We start from the raw sequence: 26645 nt of genomic DNA on the forward strand, positions 1-26645 counted from the left end.
CGTTAGCACTCCACCACGTTGACGGCGTTGATTGCGAGCCCCCCTTCGGCGGTTTCCTTGTACTTGGCCTGCATGTCTTTGCCGGTTTGGAACATGGTTTCAATCACCGAATCCAGCGATACATGGTGGCTGCCGTCGCCGCGCAGGGCCAAGCGCGAGGCGTTGATGGCCTTGATGGCGCCCATGGTGTTGCGCTCAATGCAGGGGATTTGCACCAGGCCGCCAATGGGGTCGCAGGTGAGTCCCAGGTTGTGTTCCATGCCAATTTCAGCCGCGTTTTCCACCTGTTCGTTAGTGCCACCCATAACGGCGGTAAGTCCAGCTGCGGCCATTGAGCAGGCCACGCCGATCTCGCCTTGGCAACCCACTTCGGCGGCGGAGATGGAGGCGTTGCGTTTAAACAGCATGCCAATGGCGGCGCTGGTTAACAAAAACTGCACCACCAGTTTTTTCAGGCCGCCCATGTCGGGCGTGTACACAAATTTGACGAAGTAGGCCAATACCGCGGGTATAACACCGGCGGCGCCGTTGGTGGGGGCGGTGACCACCTTGCCGCCGGCGGCATTTTCCTCGTTGACGGCGAGCGCAAATAAACTCACCCAATCCATCACGGCCAGCGCATCGGGCACGCCGTTTTCGAGTCGCTCTTGCAGGTCGTCGTGCAACTCTGCTGCGCGCCGTTTGACGCCCAGGCTGCCGGGCAGGGTACCGCGGGTTTGACAACCGCGCGCAATACAGGCGTCCATCACTTTCCAGATCTGGTAGACGCCATCGAGTACGGCTTGTTCGGGTTTTTGCGACACTTCATTGGCCATGGCCATTTGATCGATGCGCAAACCGGCGCGTTTGCCCATGGCCAACAGTTCGCGCGCAGACTGAAAATCGTAGGGCGCGGCGAAGCCGGAGTTTTCGGCCTCGGCAAATTCATCTTCGGCCAGCACAAAACCGCCGCCAATAGAAAAATAACTCTTGCGAAACAGGGCCTGACCGGCGCTGTCAAAGGCGCTACAGGTTAGACCGTTGGGGTGCTGGGGCAGACTGGCGCCTTTGTTAAATACCAAATCATTTTGCTGCTCAAAAGCCACCCTGTGGGTGCCGAGCAGTGCAAGGCTTTGCTCGGACCGAATGCTCGCGAGCAGTGGTGCTATTTCGTCCACGGCCACAGTCGCAGGGGCCTTGCCGGCGAGTCCCAAAAGCACGGCCGTGTCGGTGCCGTGCCCCTCGCCGGTCATGGCCAGCGAGCCAAACAGGTCCACGCGTACCCGCGCCACCTGCTCCAGCGCAATGGGTAGTTCTCGCAGAAAACGCTGCGCGGCAATCATCGGGCCCACGGTGTGCGAGCTTGACGGTCCAATACCCACTTTAAAAAGGTCGAAAACAGAGATCGCCATGGTCAGTCCTGCGCGTGGTTGAGCGTGAGATTCAGTTTAGTCGCACCTCGCCAGTAGCGAGCCGCTGGCGGCGACCGAGGAGTCGAATCCTAGGTTCGGTGTTTCCAATAGTCAACAATAGTTTCCAATAGGCAATTTTTGATTGAGATTGGCAATGTCCTTGAAACTTTTCCATAAACTGGGGGCAGAAGGGCCCATCGCCTACACTGTGGACTGATTCATTCACCCTCAGCGGAGTCCCCATGGCCTTGTGTAAAGCGTCTGTTTTTATTGCCACCAGTCTAGATGGTTACATTGCCAGGCTCGACGGCGAGCTCGATTGGTTGCCGTCGGCCAGCGCCAGCAACGATATGGGCTACAGCGACTTTATTGCCACAGTGGATATTTTGGTGATGGGGCGCCATACCTTTGAGAAAGTGGTGAGTTTCGGCGAGTGGCCCTACGAGCTGCCAGTGCGTGTGCTGAGCCGCAAGGGGGTCGACATACCCGCGCGTTTGCAAGAGCAGGTGACCCAGATGAGCGGCGAACCGCGTCAACTGCTACAGACCTTGGCCGATCAGGGCTTCAAGCACGCCTATGTGGATGGCGGCGAAACAATACAGGCTTTTATCGCCGACGATTTGATACAGCGATTGATTGTCACCCAGGTGCCGGTACTTATCGGTCGTGGGCTGCCGTTGTTTGGCGAGCTGCCAGGGGCTAAACCCGCAGTTAGCTGGGCCCACCAAAAAACCTTTACCTGGGCTAATGGGCTGGTGCAAAGTCACTACCTGCGCCACTAATATCACTATTGACTATTAGTGGGTGGGTTGGGATTATCGAGTCAATCTGAACTGAGCGGACTTGCGCTATGCCCTACACACGTCTTTCTTCACTGGTGATTGTTGGTGGCGGTACTGCCGGCTGGATGGCCGCCGCTGCCCTGGCGCACCACTTGCGCGATCAACCGGTGAGCATCACCCTTGTGGAATCCTCGGTGTTGGGCACTGTGGGGGTGGGCGAAGCGACTTTGCCCGGCATCAGAAACTTTAATGCCAGCCTCGGCATAGACGAGGTGGCGTTTGTGAAGGCAACCCAGGCGACCTTTAAACTTGGTATTGATTTCCGGGGCTGGCAGCGCCAAGACCGCCGCTTTTTTCATCCCTTCTCGGATTACGGTGCGCCGCTCAACGGCGTGCACTTTCACGCGCTTTATCAACGCGTGCAACAGGCGGGCCTGGCCGTCGGGGCCTTGGACGAGTACAGTTTTGCGGCTGCGCTGGCCGGGCGCGGCGGTTTTGCGCAGCCGCACGCCAATCCCGCCAACCCCTTGGCCGACTACAAATACGCGTTTCATTTCGACGCCCTCGCTTACGCCAAATTGCTGCGCGATTATGCCCAGGCGCTCGGGGTAATGCGCATAGACGATCAAGTAACCGATGTGGCACTCGATCCCGAATGCGGCGACATCAACGCGCTGCATTTGGCCGGTGGCACGCGCCTGGCAGGGGATTTCTTTATCGATTGCAGTGGCTTTCGAAGCCTGTTGTTAGGACAGGCGCTGGGAGTGGCGTTTGACGATTGGTCGCACTGGCTGCCCGTGGATGGGGCCTGGGCTTTGGCGTCGAAGCCGCTACCGCAAGCGGGCGCCTACACCACCGCCAGCGCTCGTACTGGCGGTTGGCAGTGGCAGATCCCCCTGCAACAGCGCACGGGCAATGGCTATGTGTTCAGCAGCGCGTTTATCGACCCGGAAGCGGCGCGCCAACAATTGACAGACAGCGTGGGCGGCGCTTTGACTGAGCCGCAGCGCTTGCGTTTCACCACCGGTCGGCGGCGCCAGTTTTGGCATAAAAACTGTGTGGCCTTGGGCTTGGCCAGTGGCTTTCTCGAGCCTCTCGAAAGCACCAGTATCGCTTTGATTCAGACTGGCCTGTCCAAACTGCTGATGTTTATGCCCACTGCCGGTGTCAATCCGGCCGAGGTGGCGGAGTGCAATCGACTGGCGGCACTGGAGATGGAAAACATGCGCGATTTTTTGATCCTGCACTACTGCCGCTCAGCGCGTACCGACGGCGAGCTGTGGCATTATTGCCGGAACATGGCGCTGCCCGATTCGCTGGCCCATAAAATTGCCGTGTACGAGACTCGCGGGCACATTGTGCAGCACGAATTGGAGTCCTTTCAGCCGGCCAGTTGGTTGACGTTTTATCAGGGCCTGGGCGTGCAGCCGCAAGCGGTCGACTTGCAGGCCCAGTCGCTGCCTATCGAGCAAGTGGTCGCGCACTGCGCCCAGGTGCGCTCGGTCATTGCTGAGGCCGCCAGCCAGGCCGGCAGCCATAGCGCGTTTATCGATCGCCACTGTCGTGTCGCCCCAGCCGCCTAGCGTCGGCCGCGGGTTAGCGAGGCGCCGGGCAAAACTCGCGCAGGAATTGGTCGTGATCGGGCAGTTGTTGTACGCCCTGTTGAAGATGATCGCGACCGGCCTTGAGTGCCGCCGATAACTCGGCCACCGGTATTTGATCCACTGCCGGGTGCAGGTGCGCAGGGCGAACGCCCATACCGTGCAGTACCGCCTGCCAGCTGCCTTTCTTAAACAGCTCATCGTTTTCGGGCGGTAGTTGTCCGCGCGCGCTAAACAAAGCCAGCCGGTGCTGCAGGGTGTCTGGCAGGGGGAGGGTTTTACAGCGACGCCAGAATGCGGTGTCCTCGCGGGTTGTGGTGCAGTAGTGCAGAATTAAAAAATCGCGGATTTCTTCGTAGTCGGCCAGCATGCGCCGATTGAATTCGCGGGCCAGCGGCGCGTACTGCTCGGCTTGCATGGTGGGCGTGGGAAACAGCGACAATAAAAATTGCACGCCCCGGGTAACCAGGTGAATCGCGGTGGACTCTAGCGGTTCCAAAAAGCCTCCTGCGAGTCCCAGGGCAATACAGTTGCGCGTCCAGCTTTCGGGACGCACACCGGTGGTGAAGCGCAGTGTGCGAGGCGCGTGCAGCAAGTCGCCTTGGAGTTGTTGACGCAGGGTTTGCTCGGCTTCGTCGTCGCTGATGTCGTCGCTGCAGTAGACATAGCCATTGCCAAAACGGTGCTGTAACGGGATGCGCCAGATCCAGCCCGCTGCCTGCGCGCTGGCGGTGGTGTAGGGCGGCGTTTGACCCGTGTGCGCCGACTGCACTGCCACTGCGCTGTCGCAGGGTAGCCACTGGCGCCAATCCAGGTAGGGGGCTTTTAAGGTCTGGTCGATCAATAGGCCGCGAAATCCGCTGCAATCGATATAGAAGTCGCCCTTGATGGTGCCGCCTGTATCCAGCGTGAGCGAATCGATGTCGCCATTGGGCGCTTGCGCTACCTGTTCCACTTTGGCATCGATACGCTCGACCCCTTTGGCTTGCGCGAAGCGGCTTAAGGTTTGCGCCACCAGTGCCGCATCAAAATGTAACGCGTAGCTGGCGGTGTCGAAACCCGACTGCGGCGACAGTTTAAAGGGCAGAAAAAATTTATTGTGCTGGGCCATCACCGCGGCCGGGGCATAGTCCATTAGCTCGCCCGCGTCGCCTTGCGCCGCTATTTTGCGCCAACAGCTGTAAAAATCGTTGCCGTTAAAGGCGCGGCCCAGGCTGCCAAAATGGTGAAAGTAGCGCGAGCCTTTGGCGTACCAATCGCGAAATTCGATGCCCAGCTTAAAGCTGCCGGCAACGTTTGCCACAAATTCCTGTTCGTTAATACAAAGGTTGCGAATAAAGGTTAGAAACGGCGGAATGACGGCCTCGCCAACGCCCACGGTGGGAATAGTCGAGGACTCGATCAGGGTAATTTTGACTTGGTCGCGGGGAAACTGGTGGGCCAGGGCCGAAGCGGCGATCCAGCCGGCGGTCCCGCCGCCGACAATAACCCAGTGTGCAGCGCGTGTTTTCATGCCGGTGCGGCCTCGTGTAAATACTGTAAAAACGCCTGGTGTTCGGGGGCGTCGGCAACGGCGTGTTGCAGACCTTTTTCCATTGCCGTCAGCCACTGAACCAGCTGCTGTTCATCGGGCCCGTTAGCGGCGGGATCAACGGCGTTGGGCAGGAAATCGAAACCAGCGTAGAGCGCCACCCAGCTGGGATTCTGAAATATTTCCCAGCGGTATTTCAACAGGTGGCCGCGCGCTTTGAAGAGCGCCATTTTGCGCGTCAGTGTGTCGGGCGGGGCGATGCTGCGGCAAGCATCCCAAAAGGGTTCGCCCTCGCGTTGGTTGAGCGTGTAATGCAGAATAATGAAATCCCTAACGCGCTCGTATTCCAGGCGTGTCATGTGATTGAACTCGTCGATTAACACGGGTGCGCAATCGGTCTCTGGGAATAGCTGTTTGATTTTTTCAATGCCAGTTTCTATCAAGGCAATGCTGGTGCTTTCCAGCGGTTCTAGAAAGCCCGCACTAAGGCCAAGGGCGATACAGTTCTTTTCCCAGCAGTTGACGCGCCGGCCCGGCGTGAACGACAGAATGCGGGGCGAGTGAAGGGCTGTTGCGCCGGCATTTTTTAGCAGTTGGTCGCAGGCCTGATCGTCGGATAGGTGGCTGCTGGCAAACACATAGCCATTGCCCTGGCGCTCCTGCAGTGGAATGCGCCACTGCCAGCCGGCGCCTTGCGCGCTTGCCAAGGTGCACGAGGGCGGCGGCCCGCTGCGCTCGGTTTGTACCACAGCGGCGCGATCACACAGCAGCTGCGCTTGCCAGGACTCGTAGCCCACTTGCAGTGTTTTACCCAACAGCAAACTGTCAAAGCCGGTGCAGTCGATAAACAGTTCACCCTCGAGGCGCGCGCCGCTATCCAAATGCAGGGCGCGTATAAAACCTGTCTCTGGTTGCTGCTCGACACCGGTGATACGCGCGTCGATGGCGGTGACGCCCAGTGCCTGGGCTTTGCGTTTAAGCAGGGCGGCGAACGCACTGGCGTCTAGGTGCAGCGCCCAATCGAAAAGCCCCAAGGCGTTACCGGGTTGAGCGGCGGGCGGCGTAAATTTGCCCGCTTCGGCCAGCGCGACCGGCAGCGAGTAGTGGCCCAGGGGCTTGGCCAGGCCCCGCTTATGTAGGCGGGCCCAAAAATGGTGGAAGGCGGTGCCGTTGCGGTCTTGCCCAAAACGGCCAAAGGGGTGGATAAACCGGTGTCCGGGCGTTTTCCAGTTTTCGAAGGCAATGCCGAGTTTTGCCGTGGCCTGGGTGGCCTGCATGACCTCGCCGTCGGTAAGACCTAGCTGGCGGTAAAAACGACGGATAGTGGGAATGGTGGCTTCGCCCACACCCACTGTGCCGATGGCGGAGGACTCCACCAGAGTGATGCGCAGCGGCGTATGCTGAAAGTGTTGCGCGAGTGCGCTGGCGGCCATCCAACCGGCCGTACCGCCACCGGCGATTACCAGCTGAGTAATGGGTTGAGTCTTCATAGCTTATTCTGGCTTTTGGAATTCATCATGCCGTGATTGCCCTCGAAAAAAAAGGCCGCCCAGCAATGCTGTGGCGGCCGTAAGGCTAACCTAGTGGTGCGCCACGGTTAGAAACGTGCGCGCAATCCCAGGGTGTAACGTGGCTCGTAGTAGTTCTGGAAGGCGTACTGGTCTTCCCACTGCATGTAGTAATCTTCGTAGGCGCCGGTGATGTTGGAGCCGTTCAGATACACAGTGAAATCGTCGTTGATGTCGTAGCTAGCAGACAGATCGACGAAGGCAATACCATCCTGGTAGATGCCAAAATCGCCCTGGCGTGCGTCCAGGCGCTCGGAGCGGTAGTTGTAGGCAATCCGCGCTTGGAAGCCGTGCGCTTCATACCAGCCCACCAGGTTGTACTGGTGTTTGGAGTTTTGCTCGAAGGGCAATTTCTCGCCTTCGATATCGGTTTGCTCCTGGGTCGAAGGGGCGTAGGTGTAGTTGGCGTCAATACCGAAGCCGCTGATGAAGCCGTCGGTGAAATCGGAGAACGCAAATTTACCGCCGAGCTCCAGACCTTGAATGGTCCCGCCTTTACCTTGCACAGGTGCCCCCACCTGAATGGTGCGCATGCCGCCTTTGCCGTCGTCAAAGTCCATGGGCACGGTGCCGTTGGAGATAAAGCTGCTGATGTCGATGCGGAACAGGGCCGCGGACATCATCGAGGCTTCACCGGCGTACCACTCGGCCGACAAATCGTAGTTTTGCGAGCGCCAGGGTTTCAGGTTCGGGTTGCCGCCGAGCGAGGCGTTGTTAACCACAAACTTGCCCGTGTCGGCGTCCAGCGACGTTTGCACCGACAGGCCGTCACCCCATTGATTCAGATCCAGCGGCGTCATGTTTTTCGCGTAGGCTGCGCGCACCACCACGTCGTCGGTGACCGCAAAGGCCATGTTCAGGCTCGGCAATACGTCGCGGAAGGACGTCTTGGTGACCTGATCGCCGGCGTCAATGTTGGTGTTGCCGTAGGGAATAACATCGCCGGCCACGTTTTGCTTCACGTTGAGCGTGGTTTCAATCACGCGCAAGCCGAGGTTACCGGAGAGAATGCCACGCTCAAAATTACCTTGCAGGTAGAAACTGTCTTCGCGCAGATCGACGGCGTACGAGGTGCCGGGAATGATGGCCTTAGACACTGAGCCGAAGACTCGGCGGTGGAAAGCTTCTGGGTCGTCGTAGTCTTCCGGGTTCACTGCCCATACGCCGGGAATGCCGGTGACCGGGCCAAAGTCTGTGATAAAGCTCACGTTATTGTAGGCATCCAGGGCCGTGGGCGGCAGAGCCGTGTAGCCCACAAATTCACCGTTGACCATTTCGCCGGCGGTACAACCGCTTTCGTTGCCCAAGACCACGTCAGTGGCTTTCCACTGAACCCCGCAACCCTCGGCATTCACGTCGCCGTCGATGTTGGTTTTACCGGCGTAGAAGGGCGAGAACAGGTGGTAGCGGGTTTCTTCGATGGAGCGGCTGGAGGTGCGCACGCCGATATCCACACTGGTAAAGAAATTGCCGTCGTCCAACTCGTAGCTTCCGTCTACACGGAATGCATTAAAGTCTGCCTCGCTGTCGGCGTTATTCTCGGAGGAGAAGGCGCCGATGTTATAACTGCCGAGATTGCTCATATAGTCGGCAATAGTGGCACTCGGACTCAGGCCGCCGGCGAGGCCATTGTCGAAGCCGCTCCAGTGGCCGTGCGAGCCGGAGGTGTCCAGCACCAGTTGTGGGTTTTCGCTATAACCCAGCGGATTGGGTGATGCGTAGCAACCGCCCAGATCGCCGACCACCGTTTGACCTGCGCAGTGCTCGCTGGGGTAGAAGGGGTTGATGCCAGTGCTGGTACCGTCGGTCAGGTCGCCCTCGTTGTACCCGTGCCGGCGCTTGCTGCTGGCTTCACCGGTGACAAAGCGCGCCGAGCCGGTCAGCTTGCCGCCGTTGTCGTAGTCGAGCTGCAGGTTGACGTTGGTCGATTCATTCAGGTAGCTGTCGTTTTGGGTGAAGGACTTGAGGCGCTTGGGGTTCATGTCCCAACGCTGCACGGCCAGCCACTCTCTACCACCGGTGACCACGCCGGTTTCGCGACCCTGGACATCATTAAACCACTCGAGCCCCTGCCACTTGTTGGTGACACTCATACCCACTTTGCGGTTGTATTCGTCTTGCTGAGTGTAGAAGGCATCGGCGGTAAACTGGAAGCCCTCGCCCAAATCCGCCTGGAAAGAGCCATTCAGGCCTGCGCGTTCGCGCTCGGTGACCTGGTTCCACGCGGCAAAGCCCTGGGGCGAAATGTAGTTGTTGGGCTGGCTGCCGCCCCAGTCGTTCACACCGTTGACCCAGCCCGCATCGCCGGTGGGATTGCCGGTGTTAAAACCGTTGTAGTAGTTGGCCAGATTGGTGTTGGCATAGGAGCCACTGACCATGACGCCCACTGTGTCGTTTTTCCAGTTCACTAAGCCACTGGCGACGGGGTCGTTTTCCTGGGTTTCCTGGCCGCGCTGTACTTCAACACTGCCGGCGGCAGTTATGCCGTCGTCAAATTCGAAGGGGCGACGGGTTTTCAAATTAATGGTGCCGCTGATACCGGCGTTGAGCTGGTTGGCCGTGGCCGTTTTATAGACCTCGGCGCCCTTGAACAGCTGGGACGGTAAATCGCCAAAGGATGGCTGCACGGTGGTGATGGAGCCGGCGCTCATGAAGGCTTCGCCATTGAGTTGAGAGCCCACTTGTGGCGAGCCTCGCAAGCTGACTTTAGAGCCTTCGCCCGCGGATCGCTCTATCGCTACACCGGGAATGCGCTGCAGTGAATCGGCGATGGTGACGTCGGGCAGTTTACCGATGTCCTCTGCGGAAATACCGTCGACCACTTGGGCGGCGTCGCGTTTTAAGCTGACCGAGTCTTCCTGCGCTTTGCGAATCCCGGTCACGACAACTTCTTCTATGCCATCGGCACCCGATTGGGCTAGGGCAAAGTTGCCGCCACCAAGCATACAGGCGGCGATACTGGATGCCAGCAGTGATTTTTGAAAATGCGTTTTTGCGTTGCTCATGCTTTCCCCTCTTGAAGTGGGCGTAATTATTTTTGTGGCCACAGCGCAATTGGCTGCGGCAGTCCTGAACCGGCCGTAGGTCTCAGCCCTAAATACACAGCGCGGAACAGGTCAGCAGATACCTTAAAGTATTTCTGACCTTAAGCCACTATATTATACGATCGACTTATGTTCAATATGAATATAAGTTAAATATTTACGGCTGCTAGCGTAGTGTTATAACGTATTTTTACGAAAAAATTAGTTTATTGTATTAAAAATGTTAACCAATTGGGTTAATCATTGCTTGAGGTTCGGTTGTGACGATAAAACTGTGCATAGGCCAGGTTTGCGGAATTTCCCGAGCGAGAACCTGCGACGCCAGCTCTAGCTTGGACGCTACCAGCGCTTAGCGGCGTCCTGATCAGAGGTGCGGGCTTCCACCCAGCGTTCGCCTTGGGCGGTGGACTCGCGCTTCCAGAAGGGCGCACGTGTTTTCAGGTAATCCATTATGAACGCGCAGGCATCAAAGGCATCGCCCCGGTGCGCGGCATTGACGCCTACGTAGACAATCTGGTCGGCGGGGTTGAGCTGGCCGACGCGGTGCACGAGCAGGCAGCGCGCAATGGGCCAGCGCTGCGCCGCTTCCTCGACAATGGTGGTGAGCGATTTTTCGGTCATGCCTGGGTAGTGCTCGAGAAACAAGCCGCCCACGCTGTCGCCCAGGTTGAGGTCGCGCACCAGTCCGGTAAAGGTCACTATGGCGCCAATGCCGGGGCAGTCCTGCTGCAGCTCCCGATAAAGTGCGGCCTGATCGAAATCGCCCGTTTGCACGGCCACGCGATGATTCATCCGCCGGTCACCGGAGGGAAAAATGCCACTTCATCGCCGTCGGCCACCGGGCTGCCCGGTTGGGCCATGGTTTGATTGACGGCCACCAGCAGTTGAGTGTCGGTAAGTGGAGCCTGCCAGTGGGGGTGCAGGGCGACTAGGTGCGCGACCACATCCTGGGTGGAGTGCAGATTCTCTACCGTCAGTTGCAGCTCGTCTGTCTTGAGTTGGTCGCGCAGGCGCGCGAAAAATTTAATTGTGATCACGGCGCCTCCGCCCGGTAGTGGCCACTTTTGCCGCCAGACTTTTCCAGTACCCGAGTGCCGGAGATGACCATGTCTTTGTCCACGGCTTTACACATGTCGTAGAGGGTGAGCGCCGCCACCGATGCGGCAGTTAAGGCTTCCATTTCCACACCGGTTTGACCGGCCAGGCGGCAGCAACTTTCAATACGCACGCGCTGGTGCGCCGGCTCGAGTTCCAATGCCACGTGGATATGGGTCAGCAACAGCGGGTGGCAGAGGGGGATCAAGTCGGCACACTTTTTGGCGGCCTGAATGCCGGCGATGCGCGCGACGGCAAAGACGTCGCCTTTTTTGTGATCCCCGCGCGCTATCAGCGCCAGGGTGTCCGGCTGCATATACACATAGGCCTCGGCGCGTGCCTCCCGCTGAGTGGTAGCCTTGGCGCCCACATCTACCATGTGCGCCTCGCCCCGGGCATTAAGGTGCGTTAAATCAGACACGCGAGTCTCCCGTCACAGTAAGCTTCCATAATATCAAACACTGCGCACTAGCCGAGCAGCAATCGCTCCAGGGTGCGCAGGTAAATACGGTGCAGTTTGTCCAGGTCGGCCACGCTGACGCATTCGTTTACTTTATGAATGGTGGCGTTGACTGGGCCCAGTTCCACCACTTGGGAGCCAGTGGGGGCGATAAAACGTCCGTCGCTGGTGCCGCCGGCGGTGGATAGCTCTGTCTGCCGGCCCTCCACGTCTTCGATGGCGCCCACGATGGCGTCTACCAATTCGCCCTGGCGGGTGAGGAAGGGCTGGCCCGACAGATTCCACTCGACGGCGTAGTTCAGGCCGTGCTTTTTCAGAATGGCTTCCGTGCGCTCGCGCAGAATGGCCTCGGTTACCTCGGTCGAGAAGCGAAAATTGAAAAGCACTTGCACATCGCCAGGGATCACGTTGGTGGCACCCGTGCCGCCGTTAATATTGGACACTTGAAAGCTGGTGGCGGGGAAGAACTCATTGCCGCCGTCCCACATTTCCGCCGCCAATTCGGTCAGTGCGGGCGCCAGGGCGTGAATGGGGTTGTCGGCCAGATGCGGATAGGCCACGTGGCCTTGTACACCTTTCACAATCAATTTGGCACCCAGCGAGCCGCGCCGGCCGTTTTTGATGACGTCGCCCACCTGGTGGGTGCTGGAGGGCTCGCCCACCAGGCAGCAGTCAATCTTTTTTTGGTTGGCTTGCAGCCACTCGACCACTTTCACCGTGCCGTCTACGGCGGGGCCCTCTTCGTCGCTGGTGATTAAAAAGCCGATGCGGCCCGGGTGATCGGGGTGTGTTGCTACGAAATCTTCGCAAGCCGTGACCATAGCCGCCAGGCTGCCTTTCATGTCGGCGGCGCCACGGCCGTAGAGCATGCCCTCGTGCACCGTGGGCTCGAAGGGCGGGAAGCGCCACTGTTCGGCGGGGCCGGTGGGTACCACGTCTGTGTGGCCAGCGAAGGCCAGCAGGGTGCCGGACTCGCCGCGCTCGGCCCAGAAATTATCGACCTCACCAAAACGCAAGCGCTCAACCTGAAAGCCAATGGCTTCTAGGCGTGCAATCATCATCTCCTGGCAGCCTTCATCGCGGGGCGTGACGGAGGGGCGGGCAATCAGGGCGCAGGCCAATTGTAGAGTAGGTGAAGTCATGGGAAATTCCGGTTCGTCATTTGTTTAATTTGGGTGCCGGGCCAGGGTACTCACTCGGTCAGGACACGCATATATACTTCCCAGTAGCTCGAGGCGGCACGCACGCCGTCCCGAGCCGACAGGGGTGAGGCAGCATTTGCGAACCATTACATCGCGCGCCGCCGTACGCCGCCCGTTGCTCGGGTGGCCGGTCCCGCAGGGTATTTACGGCGCATCCCAGCAGTGCTTACCGCTGGCCTGGCGGTTCCGGGTGCCGTACCCGGGTTTCCGCCTGTGGCGCCCTTAATATTGCCCTCAGCCTGCTCAGTTGTTAGCGTGCAGCGCCTGGTTCAGCGCGATAGCGGTTTTGTTGGTCTTGCATTCGATGGCGCCGGTGAGCGAGTTGCGGCGAAACAGCAAATCGCTTTGGCCAGCCAGATCGCGGGCCTTGGTTTCCTGTACCAGTTCGCCTTGATCGTCGAGCAAGCGCACTTTAGTGCCTGCGGTAATATACAGCCCCGCCTCCACAATGCAGCGATCACCCAGCGGAATACCAATACCGGCGTTGGCGCCCAACAGGCAGTTGTCGCCCACAGAAATCACAATGTTGCCGCCGCCAGACAGGGTGCCCATGGTGGAGCAGCCGCCGCCCAGATCGGAGCCAGCGCCCACAAAAACGCCCGCCGAGATGCGCCCCTCAATCATGCCGGGCCCCTCGGTGCCGGCATTAAAGTTCACAAAGCCCTCGTGCATGATGGTGGTGCCCTCGCCCAGGTAGGCGCCCAAACGCACGCGTGCTGTGTGAGCGATGCGCACGCCCTTAGGTACCACGTAGTTGGTCATTTTGGGGAACTTGTCGACGCAGGCCACATCCAGCAGGCGGCCTTCGCAGCGGGCCTGCAGCTGGCGCGCGGGCAGCTCGGCCAAGTCGATGGCACCCTCGTTGGTCCAGGCCACATTGGGCAGAACGCCGAACATGCCATCGAGTTTGGTCCCGTGTGGCTTAATCAAGCGATGCGACAGCAAGTGCAGCTTTAAGTAGGCTGCGGGCACGTCGGCGGGTGCCGCGTCTTCTGCCAGCAACACTGCCACTAGCGGGCGCTCGGCGCGACTCAGTGTTTTGAGTGTACCGGCCAGCTCGGCATCGGCGGCGGTCAGCTTATCGGCCAGGCTTGCAGCCTGGGCGCCGCTCATGGCGTGGCTGCCGGCGCTGCCAAAGTTCTGGAGTAGCGCATCGCACAGAGTGCTCGAGGGGTTCAGGCGCGGTGCCGGGTAAAAAACTTCGAGCCACTGGCCCTGGCTGTTCTGGGTGCCTACACCCAGCCCTAATGCGTATAAAGACATGGTTCTACCTGCAAAGTTAGCGAAATAAGTTGTGCAATACGGAGTATTAATTAACCCAGTAGCTGCGCGTATTCGTCGGCGTTAAAGCCCACGCGGCGGGTGTGTCCCGTGTCCAGCAGAGGGCGTTTGATGAGCGTGGGGTGCTGCGCGAGCAGCGCCGCTGGTGCCTGTTGGGCCTGAGCTTGCGCATCGGCACTCAATTGCTTCCAGGTGGTGCTGCGTTTGTTCAGCAGCGCATCGCCCAGCTCCTCGTGCCAGGCGCGGGTCTGGCTCTCGGACAGGCCGTCGGCGCGGAAATCGTGGAAGGTGTATTCGATACCTTGGCTGTCTAGCCACTTGCGGGCTTTCTTCACAGTGTCGCAATTTTTAATGCCGTACAGGGTAATCATCGCAATTTAGTATGAGTTGGTGGTCCATTGAGGGCGGCAAGGATACCAGAGATAGCGGCAGGCTGCATGACAAGGGCGGGCGCCTGTGGGTGGTTTTAAGCACGAAACAGACTAAGTAAATAACCAATTGGGCCATTGTTAACACTCTTTGGTCTAATGGCGCCTCAATCCTTTACTTACACTAAAGCAAGGCGTACAAGTGCGCCTGCGCACCGTCGCGGGCGGTACAGATTTGAGCCGGCGCCCGCTGGGGCATGCCGGCAAGTGAAGACAGAGGTTTCACAGGACGTGAATGCATGACTATGAGTGACTTAGGGCAGTTTAAGGTAGTTTTCTGGGGGCAGCCGCAGGCGGGTGTCTCGCGCAATCTATTGGCTAAGCGATTTGCGCAGCAATTTAAAGTGAGCGATTTGGCGCGCTTGCGCTATTTCTTTAGCGGGCGATTGGTGACCTTGAAGGCGGGGTTGACGGAGGCGCGGGCGCGGCATTTGTGCGTCCAGTTACAGCGCATGGGTGCGCAGTGTCGAATTGAATGCTGCCAAGCGGTCAGATTGGATGGCGAGCTGGCCGAGCGCCACACGCCCTCTTTTTTGGAGTCCTCGCTCGATGCCGATCGCTTGTCGCTGTCGCCGCTGGAGGAGGTGGTTGCGCCGGCGCCGGCTCGGCGCAACCCCTTTGCCGCGCGCGACGTGAGCAATGGTTTTGCCAGGCGCTAAGGGTAGCGAATCACGCCTTGGCGACAATTTTTGGGCGTTTGCGGTTGGGGTAGCACCAGCGGCAGAGTGGACACACGGTGCCGTCGCAGCCGCGCGCCGTACAGTATTCGCGCCCATAGAAGATAATTTGCAGGTGCAATTTGTTCCACTTGTCCTTGGGGAATAGCCGCTTTAAATCCTTTTCCGTTTGCACAACATTTTTACCATTGGTGAGCCCCCAGCGTTGCGCTAAACGGTGAATGTGGGTGTCGACGGGAAAGGCAGGTACGCCAAAGGCCTGTGCCACCACCACGCTTGCAGTTTTGTGCCCCACGCCCGGCAATTCTTCAAGCAGCGCCATCTCTCTGGGTACCTGACCCTGGTATTTTTCCACCAATATGCGCGAAAGCTCAGAGATGGCCTGGGATTTTTTGGGTGACAAGCCGCAGGGGCGAATCACGGCTTTAATGGCCTCCACCGGTACCTGCATCATGTCGAAGGGATTATCGGCCAGCGCCCAAAGTGCTGGGGTAACCTGGTTGACGCGCTCATCGGTGCACTGGGCCGACAGCAGTACCGCCACCAGCAAGGTGTAGGGGTCTTTGTGGTCGAGCGGCACCGGTGTTTCGGGGTATAGACGTTCGAGTTCCGTTAAAATTTTTTCAACCCGCTCGGCTTTTTTCGGACTGCTCATTAACTGCCTGCTGTGACAAATTGTTTGATACGCCGCGCCGCGCTCACGCACTCGTCGAGTTCGGCCACCAGTGCAATGCGCACATGGTGCGCGCCGGGATTGCCTCGCTCGGTGTCGCGCGCAATGAAGGTGCCGGGCAGGACGGTGATGTTTTGCGCGGCAAAGAGCGCGCGTGCAAATTCTGTGTCTGTCATTGTCACCTTGGGCCACAGGTAAAAGCTGGCTTCTGGTTTGGTTACGTCTAAGCAGCCACCCAGTGTATCGAGTACAGCGTCAAACTTTTCGGCGTAGCGCCGGCGGTTGTCGATCACGTGTGCTTCGTCCTGCCAAGCGGCCACCGAGGCCAACTGCTGGGGCACGGCCATGGCACAGCCGTGGTAGGTGCGGTAGAGCAAAAATGGGCGCAACACGTCGGCATCGCCGGCCACAAAACCCGAGCGCAATCCCGGCAGGTTTGAGCGCTTTGACAGCGAGTGAAATACCACGCAGCGGTGGTAGTCGGTGCGCCCCATCAATTCGCACGCCTGCAGCAAGCCAGGCGGCGGCGCATCAAAATACAGCTCCGAATAGCATTCGTCGCTGGCGATAATAAAATCGTATTGATCGGCCAGTGCAATGAGCTTTTGGTACATGGCTACGGTGGTAACTGCGCCGGTGGGATTGCCAGGGCTGCATACAAAAAGCACTTGGCACTGCTGCCAAACTTCCGGTGGCACGGCGTCGTAGTCGGGCAGGTAGCGATTGTCGGCGTCGCAATTTAAAAAGTGGATGCCGGCACCGGCCAAAAAGGCCGCGCCTTCATAAATTTGGTAAAACGGGTTGGGGCTTACGACGAGTGCCGGCTTGGCGCGGTCGATCACCGCCTGCACGAAGGCAAACAGTGCCTCGCGCGTACCGTTGACGGGCAACACCTGCGTCTCTGGGTCGACCCCACTTAGCTCAAATCGCTGAGTGAGCCAGTGTGCTATGGCCTGTCGCAGTTCGGGCAGACCCTTGGTGGCCGGGTAATTGGCCAGCCTCGCCAGGTTGTCGGTGAGTACTTGCAGGGCGAAGGCCGGTGGCGGGTGCTTGGGCTCGCCAATACTCAATGGGATGTGCGGCAGTGGCGCCGGCGCGACGCCCTGCTTGAGCTGGGCTAGTCGCTCGAAGGGGTAGGCCTGCAATTTTAATAAGTCGGGATTCATGGGTGACTCTAATGTGATTTGAATGTGACTCTTTGGCGATGTTGTTTTTGTTGTCTGGGGCTAACTGTGCTGGCCGACAATTTCATCCAATGCTTTGCAGATACTTGATTGCAGGGCTTCGCACAGCTGCGGGTCCGACAGTGGTTGGCCGTCGCGATCGGTGATAAAAAAGATATCTTCCACCCGCTCACCCAGTGTCGCAATTTTGGCATTTTGTAATTGAATGCCAAAACTCAGGAATACGCGACCAATGGCGGCCAGCAGGCCCGGGCGATCGGGGCTGATTACTTCGAGCACCGTGGCAGCCGCCAACAGATCGTTGCTGATCATGGTGCGCGAGGGCATGGCAAAGTGTTTGAGCACGCGCGGCGTGCGGCGCTGGATAATGTCGGGGTACTCGTCAACCAGTGCCAGTTCGTCGTGCAGCGAGCGGCGGATGGTGTCAAAGCGATCTTGGTGCGTGGGTTCGCCGTTTTCGTCGAGCACAAAAAATGTGTCGATGGTGTAGCCGTCGGGCGAGCTGTAAATGCGCGCGTCCTGAATATCCAGGTGCAGGCCCGATAGTGCATTGGCGGCGGCGGCAAAGACATTGTTGCGATCTTTGGTGCGCACAAAAATCTGGGTAGCCCCCTCCATGCCGTTGAACCGGCTCTGGCGAATAAGCACCAGGGGTTCGTCGCTGCGATGGCAGGCGATGGCCTCTGTGTGCCAGGCGATATCCAGGTGGGATTCGCGCAGGAAATAGTCGTCGCCCATGTCGCCCCACAGTTGGCGAATTTGCGTCTCGGAGAAATTTTTGTCCTCCAGCTTGCGAATGGCGGCCTGCTGGGTTTCCACGATCATTTCTTGCCGGTCGATGGGGTTTTCCAAACCGCGACGCAGGGCGCGCTTGGTTTCTAAATACAACTGGCGCATCAGGCTGGCGCGCCAGGTATTCCACAGATCTGGGTTGGTGCCGTTGATGTCCGCCACCGTCAGCAGGTACAGGTAATCCAGCCGCAACTGATCGCCAACCAGCAGCGCAAATTTGTGGATGACGTCCGGGTCCGAGATGTCTTGCTTTTGCGACACCGCCGACATTAACAGGTGCATTTCTACCAGCCAGCTCACCAGTCGCGTTTCGCGCCCGCTCAGACCGTGGCGCTGACAGAAGGCTTCGGCGTCCACCTTGCCGAGCATGGAGTGGTCGCCGCCGCGGCCCTTGGCAATGTCGTGGTAAAGGCCGGCAATGTACAGCAGCTCGGGTTTGGCCAGGCGCTTCATGATGTGGTGCGCCACGGGATATTTTTCCTGCGCCGCCGGCAGTCGGAATCGGCGCATGTTTTTCATTACCAGCAGCGTGTGTTCGTCGACAGTGTAAATATGAAACAAGTCGTGCTGCATTTGCCCGGTGATTTTATCGAACTCGGGCAGGTAGCGGCCCAGAATGCCGTAGCGCTTCATGCGTTTAAGCTGCCGTACCAGGCTGTAAGGCGAGCGCATGAGTTCCATGAACAGGGCCGTGTTGTCCGGGTCTTGACGGAAGGATTCATCCACCAAATGGCGGCACTCGCGAATGAGCCGGATGGTGGAAGCCCTAACGCCCAGGATGCGTTTGTCGCGTCCCATCAGTACAAATATTTCGAGCAGTGCACTCGGGTCTTCCTCGAAGACTTTGGTGTAGGCCGCCTCGATAAAACCGTTGCGCAATTGAAAGCGGGCGTTGATGGGTTCGACATTTTGCTGCTGGCCCGCCTGTAGGATGGCCTCGCTTAAAAATTGCAGTAGCACGTCGTTGAGTTCTTGTAGCGCTTGCACAATGCGGTAGTAGCGGTGCATGAACTGTTCGATGGCGAGTCGCTCGGGCGTATCCTTGTAGCCGAACAGGGCGGCCAGCTCGCGCTGGTGATCGAACAGCAAACGCTCTTCACCGCGCTTGGCGAGCATGTGCAATCCGTAGCGCACGCGCCACAAAAACTCTTCGCCGGTGAGCAAAATGGCGAATTCTTCCTCGGTGAAAAAGCCGCGCCCCTCCAGTTGGCGGATGGTGCGCACATTAAAAAAGCGCTTGGCCACCCAGCCGATCATTTGAATGTCGCGCAGCCCGCCGGGGGCGTTTTTGACATTGGGCTCAAGGTTGTTGGACGAGTTGTCGTACTTGGCGTGGCGCTCCTGTTGCTCTTGCCACTTGGCCTTAAAAAAAGCTGCCGGTGCCCAGATTTTATCGGGCGCCGTCTGCGCCACCAGCTGTTCGCGCAAATCCGCCTGCCCCTGCAGTACGCGGCTTTCCATGATGTTGGTGGCGACGGTGATGTCGGTTTTTGCAATCTCTACGCACTGCGGCAGGGTGCGCACGCTGTGGCCTATCTCCAGGCCGATATCCCACAACAGGGTAAAAAATCCCTCGATGGCGGCGAGGTTGTCGGTGTGGGCGCCCTCGTCGTGTAATAGCAGCAGGTCGATATCCGAGGCGGGGTGCAGCTCCCCGCGCCCGTAGCCACCCACTGCAATCAGGCAGACGCCGTCGGTCCACCGAAACTGATGCCAGGCGTAGTGGAGCATTAGGTCTACAAAGTGGGCCTGCTCGTACACCAGCGTGCGGATGTCTTCGCCCTCGCGGTAGCGCCGGTCGAAGTTGACCTTGGCGGCGTGCAGGGCATCTTTAAAGATGGCAATGGGTTTGCCCTCTTGTAAACGCTCCCGAAAATGATTTTGATCAAAGAAAAAGGGGGTGCGGTCAAAGTAGGGCGTGGTATTCACTTAGAAGGACTCTTCCTTGCGCGCGGTGAGAACTTCAACGCCGTCTTTGGTCACGGCCAGGGTGTGCTCCCACTGGGCCGACAGGCGCCGGTCTTTGGTGATGACGGTCCAGCCGTCGCCCAGTAGCTTGGTGCCGGCCTTGCCGGCGTTAATCATGGGTTCAATGGTGAAGCACATGCCCTCTTTGAGCTCCATGCCGGTGCCGGCGGTGCCGTAGTGCAGGATTTGCGGGTCCTCGTGGAACACATCGCCTATGCCGTGGCCGCAGTACTCCCGCACCACTGAGTAGTAGTTGCTCTCCGCGTGCTGCTGAATAATGGCGCCGATGTCGCCCAGGCGGCAGCCGGGCTTAACCAGCTCTATAGCCTTATAGAGGCACTCCTGGGTCACCTGCACCAGGCGTTGGGCGTGGCTGGGTACCTCGCCCACAAAATACATTTTACTGGTGTCGCCAAAGTAGCCATCGTAAATCACGGTGACATCGATATTGATGATGTCGCCTTTCTTCAGGACTTTCTTCTCCGACGGGATGCCGTGGCAGATAACCTCGTTGACGGAGGTGCACACGGATTTTGGAAAGCCCTTGTAGCCCAAGCAGGCGGGGATGGCATTTTGTTGATGCACGATATGGTCGTGAATGATGCGGTCCAGCTCCTCGGTGGTCACGCCCGGCACCACGTGGGGTTCGATCAGCTCGAGGCACTCGGCGGCCATGCGGCCTGCGACCCGCATTTTGGCGATTTCGTCGGGAGTTCGGATGGTTGCGGACATGATGTAGGGGTTCCTTGACTGCTTTGGCTTGCCCTTAGTGGGTCAAAGGGCGGCATTGTAGCGTACTTTGGCGGGCCTCGGCAGGCTCTCTGGGACGGCTTTTTCTTTGCCTTTGAGCGCCAGTGTGGTATAAAGCGCGCCGCTGGAACGATCTGGCGAATTAACTTAACGTCACACATGGTCCGTCACGCTTGGCCTGGGTGCCTGAAAGCCGCGCAATTACTGGTGTTGCTCCATTTGGGGTTGCCGAATGGCGGTTTGAGGGTTGGTCAGTGGGGGTCATGGAGGCTCAACCCGAAAGGAAAATGTTATGTCTCAAGTAAGCATGCGCGAAATGCTGCAGGCTGGTGTGCACTTTGGCCACCAAACCCGTTACTGGAACCCGAAGATGGGTAAATACATCTTTGGCGCCCGCAACAAAATTCACATCATCAACCTCGAGCACACTGTGCCGGCCTTCAATAACGCCTTAGACGCGTTGAAGACCATGGCTGCCCAAAAGAAGAAGATTCTGTTTGTGGGTACCAAGCGCGCAGCGCAGAAGGTGATCAAAGAGCAGGCCCAGCGCGCTGGCCAGCCTTTTGTTAGCCACCGCTGGTTGGGCGGTATGCTGACCAACTACAAAACCATTCGCCAGTCGATTAAGCGTTTCCGCGAGCTGGAAGCCCAGAGTCAAGACGGTACCTTCGACAAGCTGACCAAAAAAGAAGCGCTGATGCGCACGCGCCTGATGGAGAAGCTGGACAACTCTATTGGCGGTATCAAGGATATGGGCGGTCTGCCCGACGCACTGTTTGTGATCGACGTTGATCACGAGCGTATTGCGATTCAGGAAGCGAACAACCTGGGTATCCCTGTGTTCGGTATCGTGGATACCAACAGCAACCCAGAGGGTGTTGACTTCGTTATCCCCGGTAACGATGACGCCATCCGCGCGGTGAAGTTGTACGTGACAGCTGCCGCCGATGCGTGCCTGGAAGGCATCGCTGCCAGTGGTGCGGCTGTAGTAAACAAAGACGAGTATGTAGAAGCTAACGAAGCTGCGGCCAAGTAATTCGGCGTCTTGTCACAGCGGCGGCCCCACCGGCTGCCGCCAATAAAAGGGGGCTTGGCCCCCTTTTTCCCATGAACAGTCAATTAAATTAAGAGGATAGGTTTATGTCAGCTATCTCTGCTTCACTGGTTAAAGAGCTGCGCGAGCGCACGGGTTTGGGCATGATGGAGTGCAAAAAAGCACTGGTTGAGTCCGAGGGCGATATCGAGCTGGCCATCGACAATCTGCGCAAGGCCTCTGGTCTGAAAGCCGCTAAAAAAGCCGACCGCACTGCCGCCGATGGCGTGGTGTCCGTGAAGGTTGCTGACGACGGCAGCTTTGGCGTATTGGTAGAAGTTAACTCCGAGACTGACTTTGTTGCGCGCGACGAAAACTTCCTGGCCTTCGTGGGCAAGGTGGTTGACAAGGCATTCGCCGACAAGCAAACCGACGTTGCCGCATTGATGGCGGGTGAGTTGGAAGACGCGCGCTCTGCGCTGGTTCAGAAAATTGGCGAAAACATCGGCGTGCGCCGCATTGTAGCCATTGAAGCCACCGATGGTTGCGTGGGCGCCTATGTTCACTCAAACAACCGTATTGCGGTAATCACCCAGCTGAAAGGTGGTAATGTAGAGTTGGCCAAAGATGTGTCTATGCACGTTGCTGCTGTTAACCCGCAGGTGGTTAATCCCGATCAGGTTTCACCCGAAGTGGTCGAGAAAGAAAAAGACATCATCAAGGCCCAGCCAGATATGGCCGGCAAGCCCGCTGAGATTGTCGAGAAGATGATGGTCGGTCGCATCAACAAGTTCCTGAAAGAAGTGAGCTTGACCGAGCAGGCATTCGTTAAAAATCCCGAGCTGACCGTTGGTAAGCTGGTGAAAGACGCCGGTGCCGAAGTAGTTGCATTTACCCGTTTTGAAGTGGGCGAGGGCATCGAAAAGGCCGAGGTGGACTTTGCTGCTGAAGTTGCCGCGCAGGTTCAAGCCTCCAAGGGTTAATCCCTGTGAAACCCTTGGTTCGCGAGGGCTGAGGGCGTTGTAAAAGAAGAGGTTGGGTGTCGCGCCCAACCTCTTTTTGCTGTTAAACTGCCACGAATTTTTTGAGCGCGGAGCGGACCATGGCCAGTAGTCGGGACAAAAAGTACAAACGCATCTTGTTAAAGCTCAGCGGCGAAGAGCTGATGGGTCAGGAGGGCTTCGGGATAGACCCGAAAGTGCTCGATAAGATGGCGCTGGAAATTGGCCAGTTGGTGGGTATTGGTGTTCAGGTCGGTCTGGTCATTGGCGGCGGCAACCTGTTTCGGGGTGCGGCCTTGAGCGCCGCCGGTCTGGATCGCGTCACGGGCGATCACATGGGTATGTTGGCCACTGTGATGAATGCGCTGGCCATGCGCGATGCGCTCGAACGCAGCAATATTTCCTCGCGGGTGATGTCGGCCATCCCCATGAGCGGTATTGTGGAGCACTATGACCGCCGCCGGGCCATTCGCTTCCTGAAGGGCGGCGAGGTGGTGATTTTCGCCGCCGGCACTGGTAATCCCTTCTTTACCACTGACTCGGCCGCCTGCCTGCGCGGTATCGAGGTGGAAGCGGATATCGTATTGAAGGCCACTAAGGTGGACGGCGTCTACACCGCAGATCCCATGAAGGACTCTAGTGCCACCAAATACGACCAGCTGACTTACGACGAGGTGCTGGACAAAAAGTTACAGGTGATGGATTTGACCGCCATATGTCTGTGTCGCGAGCACGACATGCCGGTACGTGTATTTAGGATGAATAAAGCGGGTGCGCTGTTGAACATTGCCGTTGGCAATAACGAAGGTACCCTCATAGAAGAAAGTAAAAACGGGGAAGAAAAATGATTGAAGATATTAAGAAAGACGCCGACAGTCGCATGCACAAAGCCATCGAGGCGCTCAGCAATAATTTCAATAAAATTCGTACTGGCCGCGCGCACCCCAGCCTGCTGGATTCGATACAGGTCGATTACTACGGCTCTAAAACACCCCTGAGCCAGGTTGCTAATATTTCGGTGGAAGATGGTCGCACCCTGTCGGTGAGCCCTTGGGAGCCGAACCTGGTGCCCGAGATTGAGCGCGCCATTATGAAATCCGATTTAGGTTTAAACCCCTCCACAGCCGGTAGCGTGATTCGTCTGCCCATGCCTGCGCTGACGGAAGAAACCCGCAAGGGCTTCACCAAGCAGGCCAAAGCCGAGGCGGAAAACGCTCGCGTGTCAATTCGCAACGTGCGTCGCGATGCCCTGGCTCAGGTGAAAGGCTTGGTGAATGACAAGGAAATTGGCGAGGACGACGAGCGTCGCGCCGCCGATGAAATCCAGAAAATCACCGATAAATATGTTGCTGAAGTAGACAAGGCATTGGCGGCGAAAGAGCAGGATCTGATGGCAATCTGATTGCCTGGAGATTTCAGTGACAAGCAATCGTTTACGCCATGTTGGCATCATTATGGATGGCAACAATCGCTGGGCAAAACAGCGAAAGTTACCCGGCGCCGCCGGCCATAAGGCAGGGGTTGAGCGCATACGCGATGTTATGCGCGCCTGTCAGAAGGAAGGTGTTGAAGTCCTGACACTGTTCGCCTTCAGCAGTGAAAACTGGCAGCGTCCGGCCAAAGAGGTGGACGCGTTGATGTCGCTGTTTCAGCTCTATCTTCAACGCGAAGCGCGCAAATTGCGCGATGAAGGCGTACGCCTGCAGGTGATTGGCAGGCGCGATCGCTTTAGCGCCAAAATTACCCGCGCTATAGAAGAGGCCGAAGCTCTCACGGCAGCGGGCACTACGCGCCTAGTGATCGCGGCGGACTACGGCGGCCAGTGGGATATCGCCAACGCGGCCCAACAGGTGGCTCACTTAGTTGCCCAGGGCGAGATGTCGGCCGACAGCGTGGATGATCAACTGCTGCACCGCTATACCCAGCTGGCGGACTTGCCGCCGCTCGATCTGTTGATTCGCACAGGCGGCGAGTTGCGCATCAGCAACTTTCTGCTGTGGCAGGCCGCCTATGCCGAGTTGTATTTCTGCGACGATTACTGGCCAGAATTTGGCGAGCAGGCTCTGCATGCAGCGGCCCAGGCGTTCTATCAGCGCCAGCGTCGCTTCGGTTTGAGCGGCGATCAAGTGTCGGAAGCAGGGGAGGTCGTCGGTGCTTAAACAACGCATCATTACGGCGCTGCTGTTGGTGGCTGTGCTATTGGCCGCGTTGCACTACTTGCCAATCCCCCTGTTTCAGTTGCTGCTGGCTACTGCGGTGCTCATTGCCACTTGGGAGTGGTCGAATTTATCCGGGCTCAGCCACTATGGTCAACGCATAGCCTATGTTGGCGCTACGGCGCTAATCATGGCTGCGGCGGGTTATCTTTCCGGTCTGAGTCGCGAATTGGACCATGGTTGGCTGCGCAATCTGCTGCTGCTGGGAGGCGGCTGGTGGGCATTATCGCTACTTTGGGTGCAGGGTTATCCATCCAGCTCGCTATTGTGGGGGGCTCGGCTGCCGCGTTTGCTAATTGGCTGGCTGGTGATGGTGCCGGCATGGCTGGGGCTGTGTTATCTGCGGGAGCAGCCGGCCGGTGAGTGGCTCATGCTTATGGTGGTGGCCGTGGTTGCCGGTGCGGACATCGGTGGCTATTTTGTTGGCCGAAAGTTTGGCAAACACAAGCTCGCGCCCGCTGTGAGCCCCGGAAAAACCTGGGAGGGTTTCTGGGGCGGCTTGATTACCAATGTGCTGTGGGCCAGCGCGCTGGGCCTGTGGCTGGGCGAGGGGCGATTGTTGCTGCTATTGGCCATTGTGATTCCCGCCAGCCTGGTATCGGTGTTAGGCGACCTGGTGGAGAGCATGCTCAAGCGCCACCGGGGTATCAAAGACAGTAGCCAATTGCTGCCCGGCCACGGCGGCGTACTTGATCGCATAGACAGCATCACGGCGGCGGCGCCGCTCATGGCGCTGGGTGTGTTGATGACCGGTTTTTCGCTGCAATGATGCCTGCGCAATTAACCGTGCTTGGGGCAACGGGCTCTATCGGCCTCAGTACCTTGGATGTGGTGGCTAGGCACCCCGACAAGTACCGCATTTACGCGCTTACGGCGGCGAGCCAGTGGCAGCAGCTGGCGGCGCTGGCAGTAACCCACAATGCGCGCTACGCGGTGATTGCGGACGAACAGTACGCAGGCGATTTACAGACGGCTCTACAGGGCACTGATACACAGGTATTGGCCGGTAAGCAGGCGCTGGCACAGGTTGCCTCCGCCCCTGAAGTGGCGGCCGTTATGGCCGCCATAGTCGGTGCTGCGGGTTTATTACCCACATTGGCTGCCGTGCGCGCCGGCAAAAAAGTGCTGTTGGCCAATAAAGAGGCCCTGGTGATGGCCGGCCCATTGTTTATGCAGGCGGTGGCCGAGCACGGCGCCACCTTGTTGCCCATCGACTCGGAACACAATGCCATTTTTCAGTGCTTGCCGGCGCACTATCAGACGCCCGGTGCAGCGGGGGTTAGTAAAATATTGCTAACCGCGTCGGGCGGCCCCTTTCGAACCATGGCACCCGCGGAGCTGGCGGCAGTAACACCCGACCAGGCCTGTGCGCACCCCAACTGGTCGATGGGGCGTAAAATTTCGGTGGATTCCGCCAGCATGATGAACAAGGGGCTCGAGTTGATTGAGGCCTGCTGGTTGTTCAATGCCACGTCTGACCAAATTGACGTGGTTATCCATCCGCAAAGCGTGATCCATTCTATGGTGCAGTTTACCGACGGCTCGGTGCTGGCCCAGTTGGGCAACCCCGATATGCGCACACCAATTGCGCACGCGCTGGCTTGGCCGGAACGCATGGCTTCGGGGGTTGCCCCCCTAGATCTGATTGCTACGGCGCGCTTGGATTTTGAAGCCCCCGACTTGAACCGTTTCCCCTGCCTGCGGTTGGCCTATGAGGCGGCACAAAATGGCGCAGCCTCGACGGTGCTCAATGCTGCCAACGAAATCGCGGTGGCGGCATTTTTGGTGGGAGAGTTACCGTTTAACGATATCGCGCGAGTCAACGAGCGCACATTGGAGCAACTGCAGCCGCCGGTGCCCCGCAGCATCGACGAAGTACTCGCTGTGGATGCGCAGGCGCGCCGAGTTGCCCGCGAGGGCCTTGAACGTGCTACGCTGCGGCGCGCATCGCAGCAGGCCGAGAGGTAG

General features: G+C 58.4%; 24 protein-coding genes. 10 read left to right on the forward strand and 14 right to left on the reverse strand.

The genetic code is table 11. From position 1 onward, the window contains the following. Positions 1-2 precede the first annotated feature (2 nt). A complete protein-coding gene (locus tag ACW8F6_RS06570) occupies positions 3-1391 on the reverse strand; it encodes an L-serine ammonia-lyase (RefSeq protein WP_491575059.1) in 1389 nt (462 codons plus the stop codon). 242 nt (positions 1392-1633) lie between these two features. Here ACW8F6_RS06570 and ACW8F6_RS06575 point away from each other — a divergent pair, with 242 nt between their 5' ends. After that, on the forward strand, positions 1634-2173 hold the full coding sequence (locus tag ACW8F6_RS06575; RefSeq protein WP_491575060.1) for a dihydrofolate reductase family protein: 540 nt from the start codon (positions 1634-1636) through the stop codon (positions 2171-2173). A gap of 68 nt (positions 2174-2241) precedes the next feature. Further along, a complete protein-coding gene (locus tag ACW8F6_RS06580) occupies positions 2242-3756 on the forward strand; it encodes a tryptophan halogenase family protein (protein ID WP_491575061.1) in 1515 nt (504 codons plus the stop codon). A 13-nt stretch (positions 3757-3769) separates the two neighbouring features. Here the strand turns inward: ACW8F6_RS06580 and ACW8F6_RS06585 are convergent, their stop codons facing one another. The 9 genes from ACW8F6_RS06585 to ACW8F6_RS06625 form a co-directional block, all read right to left on the reverse strand. After that, positions 3770-5287: a tryptophan halogenase family protein gene (locus ACW8F6_RS06585; RefSeq protein WP_491575062.1), complete on the reverse strand. Its 1518-nt coding sequence runs from the start codon at positions 5285-5287 to the stop codon at positions 3770-3772. Then, complete coding sequence (locus ACW8F6_RS06590) at positions 5284-6795, reverse strand: tryptophan halogenase family protein (RefSeq protein ID WP_491575063.1); 1512 nt, start codon at positions 6793-6795, stop codon at positions 5284-5286. The genes ACW8F6_RS06585 and ACW8F6_RS06590 overlap by 4 nt, the downstream gene beginning before the upstream one ends. Positions 6796-6902: 107 nt before the next feature. After that, positions 6903-9878 (reverse strand): TonB-dependent receptor, encoded by a 2976-nt coding sequence (locus ACW8F6_RS06595; RefSeq protein ID WP_491575064.1) that lies wholly within the window; start codon positions 9876-9878, stop codon positions 6903-6905. Between the two features lie 378 nt (positions 9879-10256). Beyond that, positions 10257-10709: a molybdopterin synthase catalytic subunit MoaE gene (moaE, locus tag ACW8F6_RS06600; RefSeq protein ID WP_491575065.1), complete on the reverse strand. Its 453-nt coding sequence runs from the start codon at positions 10707-10709 to the stop codon at positions 10257-10259. Further along, on the reverse strand, positions 10706-10954 hold the full coding sequence (gene moaD, locus ACW8F6_RS06605; protein ID WP_491575066.1) for a molybdopterin converting factor subunit 1: 249 nt from the start codon (positions 10952-10954) through the stop codon (positions 10706-10708). Before moaD ends, moaE begins: the two co-directional genes overlap by 4 nt. After that, entirely contained in the window at positions 10951-11433 is a 483-nt protein-coding gene (gene moaC, locus ACW8F6_RS06610) for a cyclic pyranopterin monophosphate synthase MoaC (RefSeq protein WP_491575067.1), read from the reverse strand. The genes moaD and moaC overlap by 4 nt, the downstream gene beginning before the upstream one ends. A 47-nt stretch (positions 11434-11480) precedes the next feature. Next, entirely contained in the window at positions 11481-12614 is a 1134-nt protein-coding gene (dapE, locus tag ACW8F6_RS06615; RefSeq protein WP_491575068.1) for a succinyl-diaminopimelate desuccinylase, read from the reverse strand. Between the two features lie 303 nt (positions 12615-12917). Further along, a complete protein-coding gene (dapD, locus tag ACW8F6_RS06620) occupies positions 12918-13937 on the reverse strand; it encodes a 2,3,4,5-tetrahydropyridine-2,6-dicarboxylate N-succinyltransferase (protein ID WP_491575069.1) in 1020 nt (339 codons plus the stop codon). Between the two features lie 50 nt (positions 13938-13987). Continuing rightward, a complete protein-coding gene (locus ACW8F6_RS06625) occupies positions 13988-14326 on the reverse strand; it encodes an ArsC family reductase (RefSeq protein WP_491575070.1) in 339 nt (112 codons plus the stop codon). A gap of 296 nt (positions 14327-14622) precedes the next feature. Here ACW8F6_RS06625 and ACW8F6_RS06630 point away from each other — a divergent pair, with 296 nt between their 5' ends. Next, positions 14623-15042: a hypothetical protein gene (locus tag ACW8F6_RS06630; protein ID WP_491575071.1), complete on the forward strand. Its 420-nt coding sequence runs from the start codon at positions 14623-14625 to the stop codon at positions 15040-15042. 10 nt (positions 15043-15052) lie between these two features. Here ACW8F6_RS06630 and nth read toward each other — a convergent pair whose 3' ends face one another. From nth to map, 4 genes are read right to left on the reverse strand one after another with little or no spacing between them, the layout of a single operon-like run. Next, the gene (nth, locus tag ACW8F6_RS06635) at positions 15053-15715 is read right to left on the reverse strand and encodes an endonuclease III (protein ID WP_491575072.1); all 663 of its coding nucleotides are present in this window, start codon (positions 15713-15715) and stop codon (positions 15053-15055) included. Continuing rightward, a complete protein-coding gene (gene dapC / locus ACW8F6_RS06640) occupies positions 15715-16899 on the reverse strand; it encodes a succinyldiaminopimelate transaminase (protein WP_491575073.1) in 1185 nt (394 codons plus the stop codon). The genes nth and dapC overlap by 1 nt, the downstream gene beginning before the upstream one ends. A 60-nt stretch (positions 16900-16959) precedes the next feature. Next, positions 16960-19638, reverse strand: coding sequence for a [protein-PII] uridylyltransferase (locus tag ACW8F6_RS06645; protein WP_491575074.1), 2679 nt, complete (start codon positions 19636-19638; stop codon positions 16960-16962). Beyond that, a complete protein-coding gene (map, locus tag ACW8F6_RS06650) occupies positions 19639-20409 on the reverse strand; it encodes a type I methionyl aminopeptidase (RefSeq protein ID WP_491575075.1) in 771 nt (256 codons plus the stop codon). A 310-nt stretch (positions 20410-20719) separates the two neighbouring features. Between map and rpsB the strand changes: the two genes are divergently transcribed. The 7 genes from rpsB (at position 20720) to ispC (ending at position 26645) form a co-directional block, all read left to right on the forward strand. Beyond that, complete coding sequence (gene rpsB, locus ACW8F6_RS06655) at positions 20720-21463, forward strand: 30S ribosomal protein S2 (RefSeq protein ID WP_491575076.1); 744 nt, start codon at positions 20720-20722, stop codon at positions 21461-21463. A gap of 104 nt (positions 21464-21567) precedes the next feature. Then, positions 21568-22443 (forward strand): translation elongation factor Ts, encoded by an 876-nt coding sequence (gene tsf, locus ACW8F6_RS06660; RefSeq protein ID WP_491575077.1) that lies wholly within the window; start codon positions 21568-21570, stop codon positions 22441-22443. Between the two features lie 119 nt (positions 22444-22562). Then, complete coding sequence (gene pyrH, locus ACW8F6_RS06665; RefSeq protein ID WP_491575078.1) at positions 22563-23309, forward strand: UMP kinase; 747 nt, start codon at positions 22563-22565, stop codon at positions 23307-23309. Next, entirely contained in the window at positions 23306-23863 is a 558-nt protein-coding gene (gene frr, locus ACW8F6_RS06670) for a ribosome recycling factor (protein ID WP_491575079.1), read from the forward strand. The genes pyrH and frr overlap by 4 nt, the downstream gene beginning before the upstream one ends. A 16-nt stretch (positions 23864-23879) precedes the next feature. After that, positions 23880-24620: a polyprenyl diphosphate synthase gene (gene uppS / locus ACW8F6_RS06675; protein ID WP_491575080.1), complete on the forward strand. Its 741-nt coding sequence runs from the start codon at positions 23880-23882 to the stop codon at positions 24618-24620. Beyond that, complete coding sequence (locus ACW8F6_RS06680) at positions 24613-25446, forward strand: phosphatidate cytidylyltransferase (protein ID WP_491575081.1); 834 nt, start codon at positions 24613-24615, stop codon at positions 25444-25446. Before uppS ends, ACW8F6_RS06680 begins: the two co-directional genes overlap by 8 nt. Then, positions 25446-26645 carry a 1-deoxy-D-xylulose-5-phosphate reductoisomerase gene (ispC, locus tag ACW8F6_RS06685; protein WP_491575145.1) on the forward strand — a complete coding sequence of 400 codons (1200 nt, stop codon included), beginning with the start codon at positions 25446-25448 and terminating at the stop codon, positions 26643-26645. The genes ACW8F6_RS06680 and ispC overlap by 1 nt, the downstream gene beginning before the upstream one ends.

The organism is Simiduia sp. (assembly GCF_058345725.1).